Source organism: Brucella sp. RRSP16 (assembly GCF_052246815.1).
Classification (GTDB): Bacteria; Pseudomonadota; Alphaproteobacteria; order Rhizobiales; family Rhizobiaceae; genus Brucella; species Brucella intermedia.
The window spans coordinates 39,276-55,735 of record NZ_JBQQAM010000013.1 but is presented as its reverse complement, the minus strand read 5'-3'; the positions used below and the strand labels follow the sequence as shown (position 1 = coordinate 55,735).

Genomic DNA, 16,460 nt, shown 5'->3' with positions numbered 1-16,460 from the left:
CGATCAATATGCATGACACGGTAATTCTGGTCGGTTGCGGCAATATGGGCTTCGCCATGCTCAAGGGCTGGCTCGATAGCGGTATCCTCAAGGCGAAGGACGTTTATGTCGTTGAGCCGACCGAAGCGCTTCGCGATCGCGCTGCCGGCGCTGGCGTCCATGCCTTTGCCGATGCAGACGCCCTGCCCGGTGATCTGAAGCCGCGCATGGTTCTCGTAGCCGTCAAGCCGCAGGTCATGGCAAAGGTTCTGCCCGCCTATAAGCGGTTTGCATCGGCTGCCACTTTCGTCAGCGTCGCAGCGGGCATTCCTGTCGCGCTTTTTGAAAGCGAGCTGGGACAGGACGCTGCCGTGCTCCGCTGCATGCCCAACACGCCAGCGGCCATCTGCAAGGGCATGCTCGTCACCTACAAGAACGCCAATGTGAGCGATGAGGACGAAGCTTTCATCGCGCGTCTGCTTGAGACCTCCGGCAAGGTTGCGCGTGTGGACGAAGAAGCGCTGATGGATGCCGTCACCGCCGTTTCGGGTTCCGGCCCGGCTTATGTGTTCCACTTCATCGAGGCGCTGACCGACGCTGGCGTGACCGCCGGTCTGCCGCGTGAAACGGCAGCGTTGCTTGCCATGCAGACCGTGATGGGCGCAGGCGCCCTCGCTGATGCCAGCACGGACACGCCGTCAAAACTGCGCGAACAGGTGACAAGCCCGAACGGCACCACCGCCGCCGCGCTTGAAGTGCTGATGGGCGGCGACCGTCTCAAGACGCTTGTGGCCGAAGCCGTGGAAGCGGCCCGCAAGCGTTCGGTGGAACTGGGGAAGGCTTAGACAAATAGTCTCGGCACCGCATCGATCAGCGCCTTTGTGACAGGCGCTTGCGGTGCCGTTATCAATTCCTGCGTCGGGCGGCATTCGACAATCTGCCCGCGCTCCATCACCGCGATACGATCCGCCATCCGGGCCGCGACCGCGAGATCATGCGTGATGAAAAGATAGGCCGTCCGCTCGGCTTTCTGTATTTCCCGCAACAAGGCGAGAATGGCGCCGCGCACGGTAACATCGAGCGCCGAAACCGCTTCGTCCAGCACGACCAGCGACGGAGCGGTTGCAAGCGCCCGCGCTATCGCTACACGCTGGCGCTGCCCGCCGGAAATCTCATGGACGCCGCGCCGCGCCAGCGCCGGATCAAGCCCAACCCTTTGCAGAAGGCTGGCAATGTCGCGCTTCAGCCCGTGAATGCGCAGCGGCTCGCGCAGGAGATCATAAACGCTCGCACGCGGGTTGAAGGCTGAAAGCGGGTCCTGAAACACCATCTGCATGCGCGCGCGCTGCCTGCGCAGTTCAGCTCCCTTGAGCGCCATCCAGTCGCGGCCTTCAAAGCGGATTGCGCCACTTTCAGGCGGGTGAAGCCGCAGAAGTGCACGCGCCAACGTGGACTTGCCGCTGCCCGATGGACCGACCAGCGCCAGCGTTTCACCCGGCTCGATCGTGAGGCTGATGCCGTCAAGCGCAACGGCGTCGCCATAGCGAACCACAAGCTGATCTGCCTGCAAAAGCGGTTCAGCCATGCGCCGCCTCCAGCACTGGCACGGCGGCAATCAGCGCCCGGGTGTAATCCGTCTGCGGGTTGGAGACGATATTTCGTGCCGGGCCGAACTCCACCAGCTTTCCCTGCCGGAAAACCGCGATGCGGTCGGCCAGTCCCGAGGCCAGCGCGATGTCATGGGTGATGAAGATCAGCGTCATCCCGTCTGTGCGCACCAGTTCGCGCAGGAGGGAGACGATCTCCTTCTGCACGATGGTGTCGAGCGCACTCGTCGGTTCGTCCGCGATCAGCAGGCGCGGGCTGGCGGCAATGGCGAGCGCAATCGCGATGCGCTGTTTCTGCCCGCCGGAAAACTGATGCGGATAGCGTGCGAAACTGGCGTCGGCTTGCGGAATATGGACACGCTGCAAAAGGCCTGTCGCTCTTGCTTTCGCCGCCACCCTGTCGATTTTCGCATGGGCGCGAATGGTTTCCACAAGTTGTGCGCCGACGGTCATCAGCGGATCGAAGCTCGACGCGGGGTCCTGAAATACGAAGCCTATATCGCGGCCCGCTCGCGGCTTGCCATCCGCCCAATCCAGTTGACCGGAAATGTGCGCATTGCCCGGCAGGAGAGAGGCCAGGGCCAGCGCCAGCGTGCTTTTGCCCGAGCCGCTTTCGCCAATGATCGCCAGCGTTTCGCCCTGTCCTATATCCAGATCGATATTCTCCAGCGCGGGCTCGCTGCCGTAGGATACGGATAGCTTTTCAAGGCGGACAAGGGGGCTCACGACAGCGCCTCCCGGCGGGATATGGCGTTCGTCAGCCCTTCGCCTGCCAGATAGACGCCGACAACAGTCATTGCCAGCGCCAGACCCGGCAGGATGGACAGCCAGGGGGCCGAACGCAAGACCGTGCGCCCTTCGGCGATCATGCCGCCCCAGGTGACGCGGTTTGGATCGCCCAGACCCAGAAAGGACAAGGCGGCTTCGATCAATATGGCGGAAGCGACGATGACCGGCGCCAGCGCCAGCACCGGCGGCAGCGCATTGGGCAATATCTGGCGGAAGGCGATTTCCATCGGATGCATGCCGATGACGCGGGCCGAGACCACATAGTCGCTTTCGCGGATCGAAAGTACCTGCCCGCGTGTCAGACGTGCAGCCTGTGTCCAGCTTGAAAGGGCGATTGCAGCAATCAGCACCGGCAGCGACGGCCCGGCAATGCTGGTGAGCGCCAGCGCCAGCAGGAAGCCCGGAACTGTCTGGAAGGCTTCGGTGATGCGCATCAGCACTTCATCGATGATGCCGCCCGCAAAACCGGCCAGCGTTCCGACGATGCTGCCAAGGACAATTGAAGCAAGGGCGGCGGCCAGCCCGACGCCCAGCGATGTGCGCGCACCATAGAAAAGCTCCGCCAGAACATCGCGTCCAAGCCGGTCTGTTCCGAAAAGAAAATGGGAATTTTCAAGGGGTTGCAGCAGCGGCGTTGCGACAATGCTTAAAGGATCGCCGGGAAAGATGAGAGGTGCGGCAAGTGCCGCCAGAACCAGCAGCGCCAGCAGGATCATGCCTGTTATGCCCTCACCCGTTCTGAAATAACGTTTAGGCTGGTTCATGCCCTGCCATCTCCCCTCGCGATGCGCGGATCGAGCCAGAGATAGATCAGGTCGATGAGGAAATTGACCGCGATCACCATGATGGCGCTGACCAGAATGACGCCGAGCAGAAGCGGCGTGTCACGGCTCGCAACGGCCTCCTGCGCCAGCCGCCCCAACCCCGGCACGGCGAAAACGCTTTCGATCACCACGCTGCCGCCGAGCATCGATGCGGCCTGCAAGCCCAGCACGGTCACGAGCGGCAGCAAGGCGTTGCGCACCACATGGCGCAGGATGATGCGCGAACGCGAAATGCCCCTCGCCCGCAAGGCCCGCACGAAATCCATGCGCCATATGTCGGCCATGGCGGCCCGCATGACCCGCAGGTAAAGCGCCAGATAGATCACCGCCAGCGAGACAACCGGCAGCACCAGATGGACAGCAATGTCGCCTGCCCGCGCCAGCCCTTGCTTGCCGGAAGCGATTGTTTCAATGCCGCTCGACGGCAACCAGCGCAGCCTGATCGAAAACAGGATGACCAGCACGAGCGCCAGCCAGAAACCGGGGATCGCATAGAGAACGAGCGATGCGACTGACAGCAGCCGGTCGCGAAAGCTTCCGGGCCTCGCCCCGGCCACAATACCGAGGAGCGAACCTGCGGCAAAGGACAGAGCGGTCGCCGCCCCCATCAGAAGCAGCGTGTTGGGCAGGCGTTCCAGTATAACGTCAAGAATGGGCCGGTTGAAACTGACGGACCAGCCGAGATTACCCTGCGCAAGCGCTGCCAGATAGGCTCCAAGCCGGTGCCAGATGGATTGATCCAGCCCCCAGCGCGCCCGCATCTCGGCAATGGTTGCCGCATCCCCGCCGAATGTCACGGCATAGGCGTCGACGGCATCGCCGGGCGCGCTTTCCAGCATGAAAAAGCAGCCGACAATGACAATCAGCAGCACGATGATGCTGCCGACCAGTCGCTTGCGGAAAAGGGCCAGAATCTGTTTCACAATGGCAGGATACAATCAATCCAGGTGGTTCGTCACTGTTCGAGCCAGGTATCCGCCCAGTTGGAAACAGCCCAGCGCGGATTGTTGGAAACATTCTTCACGCGGTCGCTTGCAACCGTGATGAAACCCCATTCCGCGACATTGATGAGCGGCAAATCCGCCTGCACCATCTGCTGGAACTGGTGGTAAAGGGCGGTGCGCTTTTTCTCGTCGATCTCACGCGCGGCCTTGGCGATCAACGCATCCAGTTCCGCATTGGCATAGCCGCCCTGATTGGAGAACGGCACGCCTGCCGGAATGCCGCTTTCGACCAGAATTGTGGTCGATATGGCCGGATCGCCGCGATAGACCGTGGGCGCAATGGCGAGATCGAAATCATGATCGGTATAAACCGCCTTCTGATGCGCGGCGGAATCATTGTTGACGATGTGCGCATCGATACCGACAGCAGCAAGCGCCTGGCGCAGATAATCGCCGAACTGTTTCGTTTCGTTGAAATAGGGTGCGGGCAAAAGCCTCAGCGTGAAGCGCGTGCCATCCTTGCCCCGCCTGTAGCCCGCCTCGTCCAGAAGCGCGTTGGCCTTGGCGACATCGAACGGATAGGACGGCACGTCATCGGTATAAAACTGGCTGTCATAACGCGGCACAGGGCCGGTTGAAGGCTTGGCATAGCCCAGGAAAATCGTCTTCACGACGAAATCGCGGTCGATAGCGTGGGCGATCGCCTGCCTGACCTTCAGGTCGGCCAGTTCCTTGCGGCGATGGTTGATCTCCACCACCAGCTGATAGGTCAGCGCCTCATACCCCTTGGAAATGACGGTGAGGCCCGGAACCTTCGAGATACGGTCCAGATCGGCAAGCGGCACGGCGGAAAAGGCGGCCAGGTCGATTTCCTCGGCCTCCAGCGCACCCGCCGCTGCTGCCCTGTCCGGCAGCACACGATAGACGATCTCGTCCAGATAAGGCTCGCCTTCGCCCCAATAATCGTCGTTGCGGACCAGCCGGTAATATTCGCCGGTCTTATGCTCGGCATATTTGAACGGGCCGGTGCCAATGAGCTTTTCATTGGCCGGATTGGCCATGATGTCACTGCCGGCAAAGACGTGCTTCGGCAGCACTGCGGTCAAGGCCGGCAAGGCATTGCGGATAAGCTGGAAGGGTGTCGGTTCGGAGAAATGGAAGATAGCCGTCAGATCATCCGGCGTTTCGACCTTTTCCAGCGCCTTGAAGACGACACGGCCTAGGTTTTGCAGCGGTTTCCAGACTTCCATCGCCGAAAAGGCCACATCCGCCGATGTGAAGGGCTTGCCGTCATGCCATTTGACACCATCCCGCAGGCGGAATGTCGCCGTCAGCCCGTCGGCGGAACCTTCCCAGCCAGTGGCAAGACGCGGCGCGAGACCGTTCTCGCCCTCGAAGGAGGCTTCCGCCAGAGGCTCGACCACCTTGCTTGCGACGAAGAAGACGCCATTGGATGCCACGATGGCCGGATTGAGATTGCGCGGCTCTGAATCTGCGGCCACAACCAGCCGCCCGCCTTTCTGCGCCTGACCTGCCGCAGCCGACCGTTGCGGCCAGACGGCGACAGCAGCCAAGGCGGTTGAGCCCGCCAGAAAAGCCCTACGCGACAGAACCAGTTGCGCCATATCCCGTGCCCCGCAATCTTGCCTCAGTTGTTCGCATTTCTACATCAGTCACCCATAAATGACAGGATCAAAATCTGTTACGGTGACAATAAATGCCGAAAAAGACTTCGTTTTCCGGCATTTGTAACCGTAGAGTAAAACTAATATTTCAAAGATTGGCCAGCTTATTATTGCAGTAATTCAACCTATGCGTTTGAATTATTTTTCCGCCAAAAGCTGAATTAAAGAAAATCGCCTCTTGTCAAACAGGGCTTTCTCCGTAGATCATGGTTAATTATGTGTTGTCGTATTTCGTGAGCTTCAGTTTCTGATCGGCACACATAGACCAGTGAAGAGCATTGCATGGCTCTTGTTTGAAATGCATTTGTGCGCTGCCAGTTCATCCATCCAGCGGCAAATGCCCCCTGAAAAACTGAACCACATTGGAAGAGAGGAAACAGAAATGTCCAGTTTGCTGCCCCCGCTTCATGACGGTCACGCACCGATCTATCTGCATCATGCATTTCAGGATGCAGTCGATGCCTATGAGGATTGGGCCTTGGAAACCGCCGAGCCGTCCGTTCAGGTCAACGGCAAGGTGACACGGATCAGCGTCGTCTTCCGCCGCCTGTGGAACTGCACCGACATGGTGCCGCGCCACACGCTGGAAGCGCTGAAAGCTATCGTCCCGACCGGCATCATTCATGCTGAACACTGGAAGGAAACGCCCACATTCGCAGAAGCTGCCCGCATCATGCGTGTCGCTCTGGAAAGGCGCAAGGCACGACTGCTCCCGGTCGTGTGCTGATTTTCCCGAACGAATAGAAACGGGCGGATTTTCCGCCCGTTTTGCATGCCCAGGATCAGGAAAGCCGTTCTAGACAGCAGGATCGAGCTTGCGGAAGCGCACGCGGGCGCTGCGCTCGATGGCGGCGACGGTCAGTTCATCCAGCGTCCAGCGGTCACGCAGCATCTGGAGGAATTCAAGCTCTTCCTGCTCCACATGCAGATCAGCGGCCGCCACTTCGACGGCCAGCGCATAGGCCGTATCGTAGAGGCGTTCCGGCAAGGCGTCATGCGCGAGATCAAGGATTTTTTCCAGTCCGTCCTCATCCGCCAGAAGCGCATAGCAGTCGCTGGCGAGTTTCGGCAGGCGCTCCTTGTCGAAGCCCTGAAAGACCGGCAGGCGGGAAACGACATTGCCGATGGACGACAGTTCGGCATCGGTCATTGTCGTGTCCGCAGCAGACGTCGTGATCATGATGTAGACAAGCGCATCCTGCGGCGTGATCTTTTTCATCGGGCTACTCCTGTACAACATGATCGGAATCATCATTTCATTGGAATTGACGGGAAAATTAGGAAGCCTCACGCGGTTACGCAAGGAAATTCGGCGCTGACCGTTGACGGCACCGGGGTTGCCGCGCCATAGAGCAGGGGTGCGCATTTGGCGCATCGTTTTCAAAGAATAAAGCCCTTCACAGGATATCAGGATAAAATCATGACTTCGCACCGCCTTCCCGAAATCACGCTGACCCCGGAACTGACCGCGGCGGCTGCGGAAGCGAAAGCATGGCCCTTTGAAGAAGCGAAGAAAATTCTCAAGCGCTATGAGAAGACCGGCCTGCCCGATACGGTGATCTTCGAAACCGGCTATGGCCCATCCGGCCTGCCGCATATCGGCACCTTTGGCGAAGTGGCGCGCACCTCGATGGTGCGCAATGCCTTCCGCATCCTGACCGGCGACAAGGTCAAGACGCGCCTGATCTGCTTCTCCGACGACCTGGACGGCATGCGCAAGATCCCCGACAATGTGCCGGACCGGGCAGCGCTCGAGCCCTATCTGCAAATGCCGCTTTCGGCCGTTCCGAACCCGTTCGGCGGCGACTACAAGAGCTTTGCGGATCACAACAACGCCATGCTGTGCCGCTTCCTCGACACTTTCGGCTTCGATTACGAGTTCGCCAGCGCGACCGAATATTACAAATCCGGCAAGTTCGACGCGGTGCTTCTCAAGGCCGTCGAGCGCTATGACGACATCATGAAGGTGATGCTGCCGACGCTCGGCGAAGAACGGCAGGCAACCTACAGCCCGTTCCTGCCGATCTCGCCGAAGTCCGGCCGCGTGCTCTACGTGCCGATGAAAAGCGTGGATGCCAAGGCTGGCACCATCACCTTCGACGATGAAGACGGCGTTGAGACCACCCTGCCCGTCACCGGCGGCAATGTGAAGCTGCAATGGAAGCCGGATTTCGGCATGCGCTGGGCGGCGCTCGGCGTCGATTTCGAAATGTTCGGCAAGGACCACCAGACCAATGCTGGCGTTTATGATCGCATCTGCGAAATCCTCGGCGGGCGCGCACCGGAGCATTTCGTCTATGAACTGTTCCTCGACCAGCTTGGCCAGAAGATTTCCAAGTCGAAGGGCAACGGCATTTCCATCGACGAATGGCTGGCCTATGCGCCGACCGAAAGCCTTGCGCTTTACAATTTCCAGAAGCCGAAGACCGCCAAGCGGCTCTATTTCGATGTCATCCCGAAGGCGGTGGACGAGTATTTCAGCTATCTTTCGGCCTATGAACGTCAGGAATGGAAGGACCGGCTGAACAATCCGGTCTGGCACATTCATTACGGCAACCCGCCGAAGGTGAACCTGCCGGTCACCTTCGCGCTGATGCTCAATCTGGTCAGCGCATCGAATGCCGAAAATCCGGGCGTGCTGTGGGGCTTCATCTCGCGGCACGTGCCGGGCGTCACACCGGAAAACAATCCGGAACTCGACGCGCTCGTCGGCTATGCGATCCGTTACTTCAACGATTTCGTGAAGCCGACCAAGCAGTTCCGTGCGCCGGACGATGTGGAACGCGCAGCCCTCGAAACGCTGGATGCGAAGCTCGCAACGCTGCCTGCGGGAACCGATGGCAACGACATCCAGAACGCCATTCTCGATGTCGCCCGTGCCATCGAGCGCTATCAGGACCATACCAAGAAGAGCCCGGAAGGTGGCCCCGGCGTTTCGGTTTCCTTCTTCCAGATGCTCTATGAAGTGCTGATCGGTCAGGAACGCGGCCCGCGTTTCGGCTCATTCGTCGCGCTTTACGGCATTGATGAAACCCGCGCGCTGATCAAAAAGGCGCTGGCTGGCGAACTGGCGTAGAGATCAATACATACTTAACCCAGATCAATGAATCGAACAAAAGGGCGGCTTCGAGCCGCCCTTTTGTTTTATACCGACATCCTCATCCTGAGGTGCGGAGCGAAGCGTAGGATCATCCTGAGCCTGTCGAAGAATCGTCGGACGAAGGTTCAGAAAGCTCAAGCCCGACCCTTCGCCCCCCCTTAGGCCCGCCCCTTCGACACGCTGCTTCGCACGGGCTCAGGATAGGGCTGGTTGCAGCCCATAGCGGGATGATGGTTGACTTGGAGCGTTTCCTGTTCTGCTTAAACCGTTGGAAATGCTCTCAATTCGTCCCGCTCTATTGTGCGGGCGGCGCGGGTGGAAAACCGTCCAGTGGCTGTGGCGATGGCGATGGCGATGGCGGCTGCGGTTCCTGTTCAGGGGCCAGAGGTGAAGGGTTATCCATCATATCGCTGCTGCCGGGTTCCGGATTGGGCAGCGACGTATCGGGCCTGTCGCCGAAAATCCCAAGGCGTGCTTCCACGGCCTTGCGGCCTGCTTCCTCATAGGCGTTGCCGGGGGCAGCCTTCGCCCAACCATTGGCAACGAGCCACGCGGCGGCATCTTCATTGCCAAGCGTGCATTCGGTCGCGACCGCAGCGCCACTATCGTTTTGCGGCAGGCGGCACATGACGGCGCGGGAGCGCAGCCACTGCCGGAAGGCTGTGCGCGCCTGCATGCCGCACGGCCAGCTTTCGCCGGAAGCGGTCTGGCAGGTTTGTTCGACGGGCACGATTTCAATGCCCTGCAACTCGATCGTGCGGCCCTGGCTTTCCAGCCGTCCGGCCGCCACGGCGACGGGACGCTGCAAAAGCTGCATCTGCTCGCCTGCGTCAACAGGCGTAGCCGGTGCCGGTGGCTCCGGTGGCTTTGGCGTGGATGCAAGGCCGAGATCGCTCAGCGGCGGGCGCGGCGCTTCGCGTTCCATGCCGCCATCATCAGCCTGATCGTTTGGCTTGCCCGTTTCTGCTGCCGCAGACGCCTGCCCATCGGCGGGACCTGTCTGGCCCGGTTGCGACGGCGTTCCCTCCGGCGTATTGCCCGTTTCAGGCGAGCTTCCCGGCTCGTTATAGTCGAACTGTTCGACAACGATGCCGTTGCCCGTACCGGTCTTCGTCTGTGCATCACCGGAATCGATGACGACGACGGGACGGTCCAGCGCGCCAAAAAACGGCGCCACGAAGGCCGCGACCAGTACAGCGCCCGTTATACCTGCCAGCCCGCCGAAAACGGCGCGCGCGTGGCTTCTGTTCTGCGATTGCGCCATTACTGGCTCGCCCACAAAATGCGGGCGACCCATTCGATATCTCTGGACTCGAAGACGCGGTTTGGATGCTCTGGATTGAGCGAATGAAGCTCAATGGTTCGCGGCGTCTGGCGATGCAGGATCTTGGCCATCACTTCTCCGTCTTTCGTTCGCACCACCACGCGATCGCCCCGGCGAATGGCGGTATTGGGTGCAACGATCAGCGTATCGCCATCCCGGTAAAGGGGCAACATGGAGTCGCCCGAAACCTCCAGCGCATACACCCCTTCGCCCGTGCTGGCGGGAAATTCCACGATGTCCCAGCCCTGCCCTGCCGGAAAACCGGCATCGTCGAAGTAGCCGCCCGCGCCCGCTTCGGCCATGCCCAGCAGCGGGATCGACTGCATGTCCTGCGTATATTCGCCAAATTGCGGCGTGCGGGTTTCCCCGCCGATGAGCCGTGTGAACTCATCGAAGGTCGAGCCGGTCGCTTCCATCACCTTGGCCAGCGATTCCGTCGAAGGCCAGCGCGCGCGCCCGTCCGACGCATAGCGCTTGGATTTGTTGAAGGTCGTCGGGTCCAGCCCTGCCCGACGCGCCAGCCCGGACGCACTCAGGGAATGACGTTCGGCCAGAGCATCGATGGCCGCCCACACGCTCTCGTGAGAAAACATAGTCATGATCCGCCACATAGGTTCCGACATATCATCCGGACAGCCCCGTCAGGAGATATGTTTCAAAGGATTTTAAACCTAATCTTCCGTCCCATCTTCAGCTGCAACCTACCGAAAAAGCGTGAATTGCGCAAGATGGCTGAATTAACAGGGAAAATTTTCTTATTGGCGGTGAGCGCAATCCAGCAGCGGCGGAAGCGTAAACAAAAGCGCGGCATGAAACATGCCGCGCTCCGATGATCCTAGGAAGGGACGAGCTTACGCTGCCTTCTTCGTTTCCGCCTTGTACGGATTGAAACGCTTGTAGAAGCTTTCGCCGTTTTCAGCCATGTCGATGAGAAGCTTCGGCGCCTTGAACTGCTGGCCGTATTTCTTCTGCAATTCCTTGGCGAGCTTGACGAACTTCTTCGCACCCATGCCATCGATATAGGACAGCGTGCCGCCGGTATAAGGCGCGAAACCGAAGGCCAGAATGGAGCCGACATCGGCTTCACGCGGGTCGGTGACGATGCCTTCTTCCATCACGCGGGCAGCTTCCAGGGCGATGGTGACGAGGAAGCGTTCCTTCAGTTCCTTCACATCGACCTTGTCAGGGTCCTGCTGCGGGTAGAGGTCCTTCAGTCCCGGCCACAGATGCTTCTTCGCAGGCTTGGCCGGATAATCATAGAAGCCCTTGCCATTCTTGCGGCCCTTGCGGTCGAACTCGTTGACGAGACGATCCACCAGTTCCACATGGCGCGGATCGACAGCCTTCTCGCCAAGATCGGCAAGCGTTGCCTTGAGGATCTTCTGCGACAGATCAATGGCCGTTTCGTCGTTGAGCGCCAGCGGACCAACCGGCATGCCGGCCATGCGGGCGGCATTTTCGATCATGGCAGCGGGCACACCTTCAACGAGCATGTTGTAGGCTTCCGACATATAGCGCAGCACGCAGCGATTGACGTAGAAGCCGCGCGTGTCGTTGACGACGATCGGCGTTTTCTTGATCGCACGGACGTAATCGAGCGCGACGGCCAGCGCCTTGTCCGACGTCTTCTTACCCATGATCACTTCGACCAGCATCATCTTGTCGACAGGCGAGAAGAAATGAATGCCGATGAAGTTTTTCGGGCGCTTCGAGACTTTGGCAAGGCCGGTGATCGGCAGAGTCGAGGTGTTGGATGCGAAAATCGCCGACGATTTCAGAACTTCCTCTGCCTTTTCGGTCGCGACACGCTTGACTTCGCGATCCTCGAACACGGCTTCGATCACCAGATCGGCACCGTCGAGAAGAGCATAATCCGGCGTCGCGGTGATGAGCGACAGGAGCTTTTCCTTGTCGGCCTCGGTGGCGCGGCCTTTCTGGATTTCCTTGGTCACCAGATCGGCGGTATGCGCCTTGCCCTTGTCGGCGGATTCCTGATCGCGGTCGATCAGCACGACGGGAATGCCGGCCTTCGCTGTCACATAGGCAATGCCTGCCCCCATGAAGCCAGCGCCGATAACGCCGATCTTCTTGAGCTTGGTCGGCTTTTCATCCGCCGGACGGCGCGCGCCCTTGTTCAGTTCCTGCAGCGACACGAAGAGCGAGCGGATCATCATGCCTGCTTCGGTCGTCTGAAGGATTTCGGTGAAATAGCGCTGCTCGATCTTCAGGCCGGTGTCGAAAGGCACCAGCAGGCCTTCATAGACCGATTTCAGGATGGCAAGCGCTGCCGGATAATTGCCGGAAGTTTCGCGGCGCAGGATTGCCGTTGCGGCAGGCCAAAGGTTCGCACCGGCAGCCGAATAGATCGCGCCGCCCGGAAGCTTGAAGCCCTTTTCATCCCATGGCTGAACCGGCTTCAGACCGCCTTTAATGAGCTTCTTGGCGGTTTCGACCAGCTTCTTGGCCGGAGCAATCTCGGTGACGAGGCCCATCGCCTTGGCGCGCTGCGCCGTCAGGCTGGAGCCGGTCGTCATCATCTGGAGTGCGTCCTGCTGGTTGGCAAGGCGCGGAACGCGCTGCGTACCGCCAGCGCCGGGAAAAAGGCCGACCTTGACTTCCGGCAGAGCCATCTTCACGCCCGGCGCATCGGATGCCACGCGGGCATGGCAGGCGAGCGACATTTCGAACGCACCGCCCATGCAGGTACCATTGATGGCCGAAACCCAGGGCTTGCCGCAGGTTTCAAGCTTGCGGAAAAGGCCGCTCATTTTGCCGACATTGTCGAACAGCGACTGCACGGCGGCCTGATGGTCCTTGGCCTTCTGCTTCTGGAATTCCTTGAACATGCCTTCCAGCATGGTCAGGTCCGCGCCGCCGGAGAAGCTCTCCTTGCCGGATGTTATAACAACACCCTTGACCTTCTCGTCGGCGGTGGTTGCGTCGATGATGGCGTTCAGTTCCTGCATCGCCTCGACGGTGAAGACGTTCATCGACTTTTCAGGCATGTCCCAGGTGACGAGAGCAATGCCGTCGGCGTCGGTTTCAACTTTGAAATTCGTGTAAGCCATTCGTAAAACCTCCCTCACCCTATACGCGCTCGATGATCGTCGCCGTGCCCATGCCGGCCCCGATGCACAAGGTCACCAGCGCGGTGTTGAGATTGCGGCGTTCCAGTTCATCCAGCACCGTGCCGAGGATCATTGCGCCGGTCGCGCCCAGCGGATGGCCCATGGCAATGGCGCCGCCATTGACGTTGATCTTGTCGTGGGGAATGTCGAAGGCCTGCATGTAGCGCAGAACCACGGCGGCGAAGGCTTCGTTCAGTTCGAACAGATCAATGTCCGAGAGCTTCATCTTTGCCTGCTTGAGAAGCTTTTCCGTCACATCGACCGGGCCGGTGAGCATAAGCGCCGGTTCGGAACCGATATTGGAGAAAGCGCGGATGCGGGCACGCGGCTTCATGTCGAATGCCTTGCCAGCCTTCCTGGAGCCGACGAGGACGCCAGCCGCGCCATCGACGATACCGGACGAGTTCCCGGCATGGTGGACGTGGTTGACCGTCTCGATTTCCGGATGGGCCTGAATGGCGACGGCGTTGAAGCCGCCCATTTCACCCGGCATCACGAAGGACGGGTTGAGCTGGCCCAGCGCCTGCATGTCGGTTGACGGGCGCATATGCTCGTCATGATCGAGAATGGTCAGGCCGTTCTGGTCCTTGATCGGGATGACCGAGTTCTTGAAATAGCCCTTTTCCCACGACTTGGCGGCACGCTTCTGGCTTTCGACGGCATAGGCGTCGACGTCATCGCGGCTGAAGCCGTATTTCGTGGCGATCAGATCGGCGGAAACGCCCTGCGGCATGAAATAGCCGGGGAAGCCGACCGACGGGTCCATGTACCAGGCGCCGCCCGACATGCCCATGCCGACGCGCGACATGCTTTCGACGCCGCCGGCGATCACCAGATCGTCGGAACCGAACGCGACCTTGGCTGCCGCCAGATTGATCGCATCGAGACCCGAAGCGCAGAAGCGCGAAATCTGGATGCCCGGCGCCTTGAAATCATAACCGGCTTCAAAAACGGCGGAACGCGGAATAACTGCACCAGCTTCGCCTACAGGATCGACGCAGCCGAAAATGATGTCATCGACCTTTGCCGTGTCGATGCCGTTGCGGTCGCGCAGGGATTCAAGAACCTTCGCGCCCAGACGGACGGCTGGCACTTCGTGCAACGAACCGTCCTTCTTGCCACGCCCGCGCGGTGTGCGCACGTGATCGTAAATATAAGCCTCAGCCATTTTTGCTCCTTCCCGCCAAATTTTGGCACGCCAGGCCCGAAAGCCCGGCGTAATCTCTGGTTCAGAATGTGTCCGCTTCGAGCGCCATCATCGAATCCGCACCCGACTGGATGCGTGCAAGATGGGCTGCACTTTCCGGCATGATCCGCTCGAAATAATAGCGTGCAGTGACAAGCTTGGCTTCGAGGAAAGCCTTGTTGCCTTCACCCCTGCCAAGCTTTTCTTCCGCGATCCTGGCCATCCGCGCCCACATGAAGCCGAGCGCCACCAGACCGAACAGATGCATATAGTCGTTGGAGGCGGCACCCGCATTGTCGGGCTTGGCCATCGCATTCTGCATCAGCCACATGGTGGCGGCCTGAAGATCGTTGAGCCCCTTCTTCAGGTGCTTGGTGAAGAAGGAAAGCTTCTCGTTCTCACGATTGGCTTCGCAGAATTCTCCCACTTCCTTGAAGAAAGCCGTAACCGCGCGACCACCGTTCAGCGCCAGCTTGCGGCCCACCAGATCAAGCGCCTGAATGCCGTTGGCGCCTTCGTAGATCATGGCGATACGCGCATCGCGCACATACTGGCTCATGCCATGTTCTTCGATATAGCCGTGGCCGCCGAACACCTGCTGCGCCATGACGGCATGTTCAAAACCCTTGTCGGTCAGAACGCCTTTCAGCACGGGCGTCAGAAGCCCGACGAGATCATCGGCAGTCTGACGCTCGGCCTCGTCACCGGAGCGGTGCGCGATATCGGAGTTGAGCGCCGTCCACAGAATGAGCGCCCGACCGGCTTCGTTGAAAGCGCGGATATTCATGAGGTTGCGGCGAATATCCGGATGGACGATGATCGGATCGGCCTTTTTATCGGGCGCTGCGGCACCCGAAAGCGCACGGCCCTGAATGCGCTCACGCGCATAGATCACGGCATTCTGGTAAGCGGTTTCGGCAATCGAAAGCCCCTGCAAGGCCACGCCCAGACGCGCTTCGTTCATCATGGTGAACATGGCGCGCAGGCCCTTGTGGGCTTCGCCGATCAGATAACCCTTTGCCTCGTCATAATTCATGACGCAGGTGGCATTGCCGTGAATACCCATCTTTTCTTCGATGGAACCGCAGGAAACGCCGTTGCGCTCGCCCGGATTGCCGTTTTCGTCAAGAATGAACTTCGGCACGATGAAAAGCGAAATGCCCTTCACGCCTTCCGGCGCGCCATCGATGCGGGCCAGCACCAGATGGATGATGTTTTCCGCCATGTCGTGTTCGCCAGCCGAGATGAAAATCTTCTGGCCGGAAATCTTATAGGAACCGTCTTCCTGCGGGGTGGCGCTGGTGCGCAGCAGGCCCAGATCCGTACCGCAATGCGGCTCGGTCAGGTTCATCGTGCCGGTCCAGGTGCCTTCCACCATCTTCGGCAGATAGGTGTCCTTCTGCTCGTCGGTGCCATGGGTCAGGATTGCGGCAATCGCGCCCTGCGTCAGGCCCGGATACATGGTGAGCGCCATATTGGCGGAAGACATATATTCGCCGACAGCCGTATGCAGCAGATAGGGAAGCCCCTGTCCGCCAAATTGCTCCGGCACGGCAAGGCCGAGCCAGCCGCCTTCACGATAGAGATCATAGGCTTCCTTGAAGCCCTTCGGCGTGGTGACCGAGCCATCCGACGACCGCTTGCAACCTTCGCGGTCGGCCGTGTGGTTGACCGGGAACAAGGTGCCTTCCGCAAGCTTCGCGCCTTCCGACAGGATCGCCTCGACGACATCGGGCGACGCGTCGGCAAAGCCCGGCAGATTGTTGTAACGCTGATAATTCAGAACGTCGTTGAGAACGAAATTCGTATCCTCAACTGGCGCGCGATAGCTCGGCATAGAAATCCTCCAATTCACCACCTGAGCCGTTCCGCGATGCTTGGAACGAGCCCTTAA

At 59.9% G+C, this 16,460-nt stretch carries 14 protein-coding genes; 3 read left to right on the top strand and 11 right to left on the bottom strand.

Annotated elements, in window-relative coordinates:
- Positions 1-8 precede the first annotated feature (8 nt).
- Positions 9-824, top strand: a complete 816-nt coding sequence (gene proC, locus ACS5UA_RS18860) for a pyrroline-5-carboxylate reductase (protein WP_443101642.1) — start codon at positions 9-11, stop codon at positions 822-824.
- On the opposite strand, the gene ACS5UA_RS18855 is transcribed toward proC, so the two are convergent.
- Genes ACS5UA_RS18855 through ACS5UA_RS18835 form a run of 5 tightly spaced genes read right to left on the bottom strand, consistent with a single transcriptional unit; the run spans position 821 to position 5,768 of the window.
- The gene (locus ACS5UA_RS18855) at positions 821-1,564 is read right to left on the bottom strand and encodes an ABC transporter ATP-binding protein (protein WP_063620280.1); all 744 of its coding nucleotides are present in this window, start codon (positions 1,562-1,564) and stop codon (positions 821-823) included. The two genes, proC and ACS5UA_RS18855, sit on opposite strands and share 4 nt — an antisense overlap.
- Positions 1,557-2,312, bottom strand: a complete 756-nt coding sequence (locus ACS5UA_RS18850) for an ABC transporter ATP-binding protein (protein WP_063620281.1) — start codon at positions 2,310-2,312, stop codon at positions 1,557-1,559. Before ACS5UA_RS18850 ends, ACS5UA_RS18855 begins: the two co-directional genes overlap by 8 nt.
- Positions 2,309-3,139 carry an ABC transporter permease gene (locus ACS5UA_RS18845; protein ID WP_063620282.1) on the bottom strand — a complete coding sequence of 277 codons (831 nt, stop codon included), beginning with the start codon at positions 3,137-3,139 and terminating at the stop codon, positions 2,309-2,311. The genes ACS5UA_RS18850 and ACS5UA_RS18845 overlap by 4 nt, the downstream gene beginning before the upstream one ends.
- Entirely contained in the window at positions 3,136-4,137 is a 1,002-nt protein-coding gene (locus ACS5UA_RS18840; protein WP_063620283.1) for an ABC transporter permease, read from the bottom strand. Before ACS5UA_RS18840 ends, ACS5UA_RS18845 begins: the two co-directional genes overlap by 4 nt.
- Positions 4,138-4,154: 17 nt before the next feature.
- The gene (locus ACS5UA_RS18835) at positions 4,155-5,768 is read right to left on the bottom strand and encodes an ABC transporter substrate-binding protein (RefSeq protein WP_063620284.1); all 1,614 of its coding nucleotides are present in this window, start codon (positions 5,766-5,768) and stop codon (positions 4,155-4,157) included.
- A 442-nt stretch (positions 5,769-6,210) separates the two neighbouring features.
- On the opposite strand from ACS5UA_RS18835, the gene ACS5UA_RS18830 reads away from it, so the two are divergent.
- Positions 6,211-6,555: a hypothetical protein gene (locus ACS5UA_RS18830; protein WP_063620285.1), complete on the top strand. Its 345-nt coding sequence runs from the start codon at positions 6,211-6,213 to the stop codon at positions 6,553-6,555.
- Between the two features lie 69 nt (positions 6,556-6,624).
- Here ACS5UA_RS18830 and ACS5UA_RS18825 read toward each other — a convergent pair whose 3' ends face one another.
- The gene (locus ACS5UA_RS18825; RefSeq protein ID WP_006470576.1) at positions 6,625-7,047 is read right to left on the bottom strand and encodes a tellurite resistance TerB family protein; all 423 of its coding nucleotides are present in this window, start codon (positions 7,045-7,047) and stop codon (positions 6,625-6,627) included.
- Between the two features lie 201 nt (positions 7,048-7,248).
- On the opposite strand from ACS5UA_RS18825, the gene ACS5UA_RS18820 reads away from it, so the two are divergent.
- Positions 7,249-8,904 carry a lysine--tRNA ligase gene (locus tag ACS5UA_RS18820; RefSeq protein ID WP_063620286.1) on the top strand — a complete coding sequence of 552 codons (1,656 nt, stop codon included), beginning with the start codon at positions 7,249-7,251 and terminating at the stop codon, positions 8,902-8,904.
- 319 nt (positions 8,905-9,223) lie between these two features.
- Here ACS5UA_RS18820 and ACS5UA_RS18815 read toward each other — a convergent pair whose 3' ends face one another.
- The 5 genes from ACS5UA_RS18815 to ACS5UA_RS18795 form a co-directional block, all read right to left on the bottom strand.
- Positions 9,224-10,192: a thermonuclease family protein gene (locus ACS5UA_RS18815; protein WP_063620287.1), complete on the bottom strand. Its 969-nt coding sequence runs from the start codon at positions 10,190-10,192 to the stop codon at positions 9,224-9,226.
- On the bottom strand, positions 10,192-10,845 hold the full coding sequence (locus tag ACS5UA_RS18810; protein WP_025091003.1) for a S24 family peptidase: 654 nt from the start codon (positions 10,843-10,845) through the stop codon (positions 10,192-10,194). Before ACS5UA_RS18810 ends, ACS5UA_RS18815 begins: the two co-directional genes overlap by 1 nt.
- A 258-nt stretch (positions 10,846-11,103) precedes the next feature.
- Entirely contained in the window at positions 11,104-13,320 is a 2,217-nt protein-coding gene (locus tag ACS5UA_RS18805; protein ID WP_075041840.1) for a 3-hydroxyacyl-CoA dehydrogenase NAD-binding domain-containing protein, read from the bottom strand.
- Positions 13,321-13,339: 19 nt separating this feature from the next.
- A complete protein-coding gene (locus tag ACS5UA_RS18800; RefSeq protein WP_075041839.1) occupies positions 13,340-14,548 on the bottom strand; it encodes an acetyl-CoA C-acetyltransferase in 1,209 nt (402 codons plus the stop codon).
- A gap of 61 nt (positions 14,549-14,609) precedes the next feature.
- Positions 14,610-16,403 carry an acyl-CoA dehydrogenase C-terminal domain-containing protein gene (locus tag ACS5UA_RS18795; protein WP_075041838.1) on the bottom strand — a complete coding sequence of 598 codons (1,794 nt, stop codon included), beginning with the start codon at positions 16,401-16,403 and terminating at the stop codon, positions 14,610-14,612.
- Positions 16,404-16,460 lie beyond the last annotated feature (57 nt).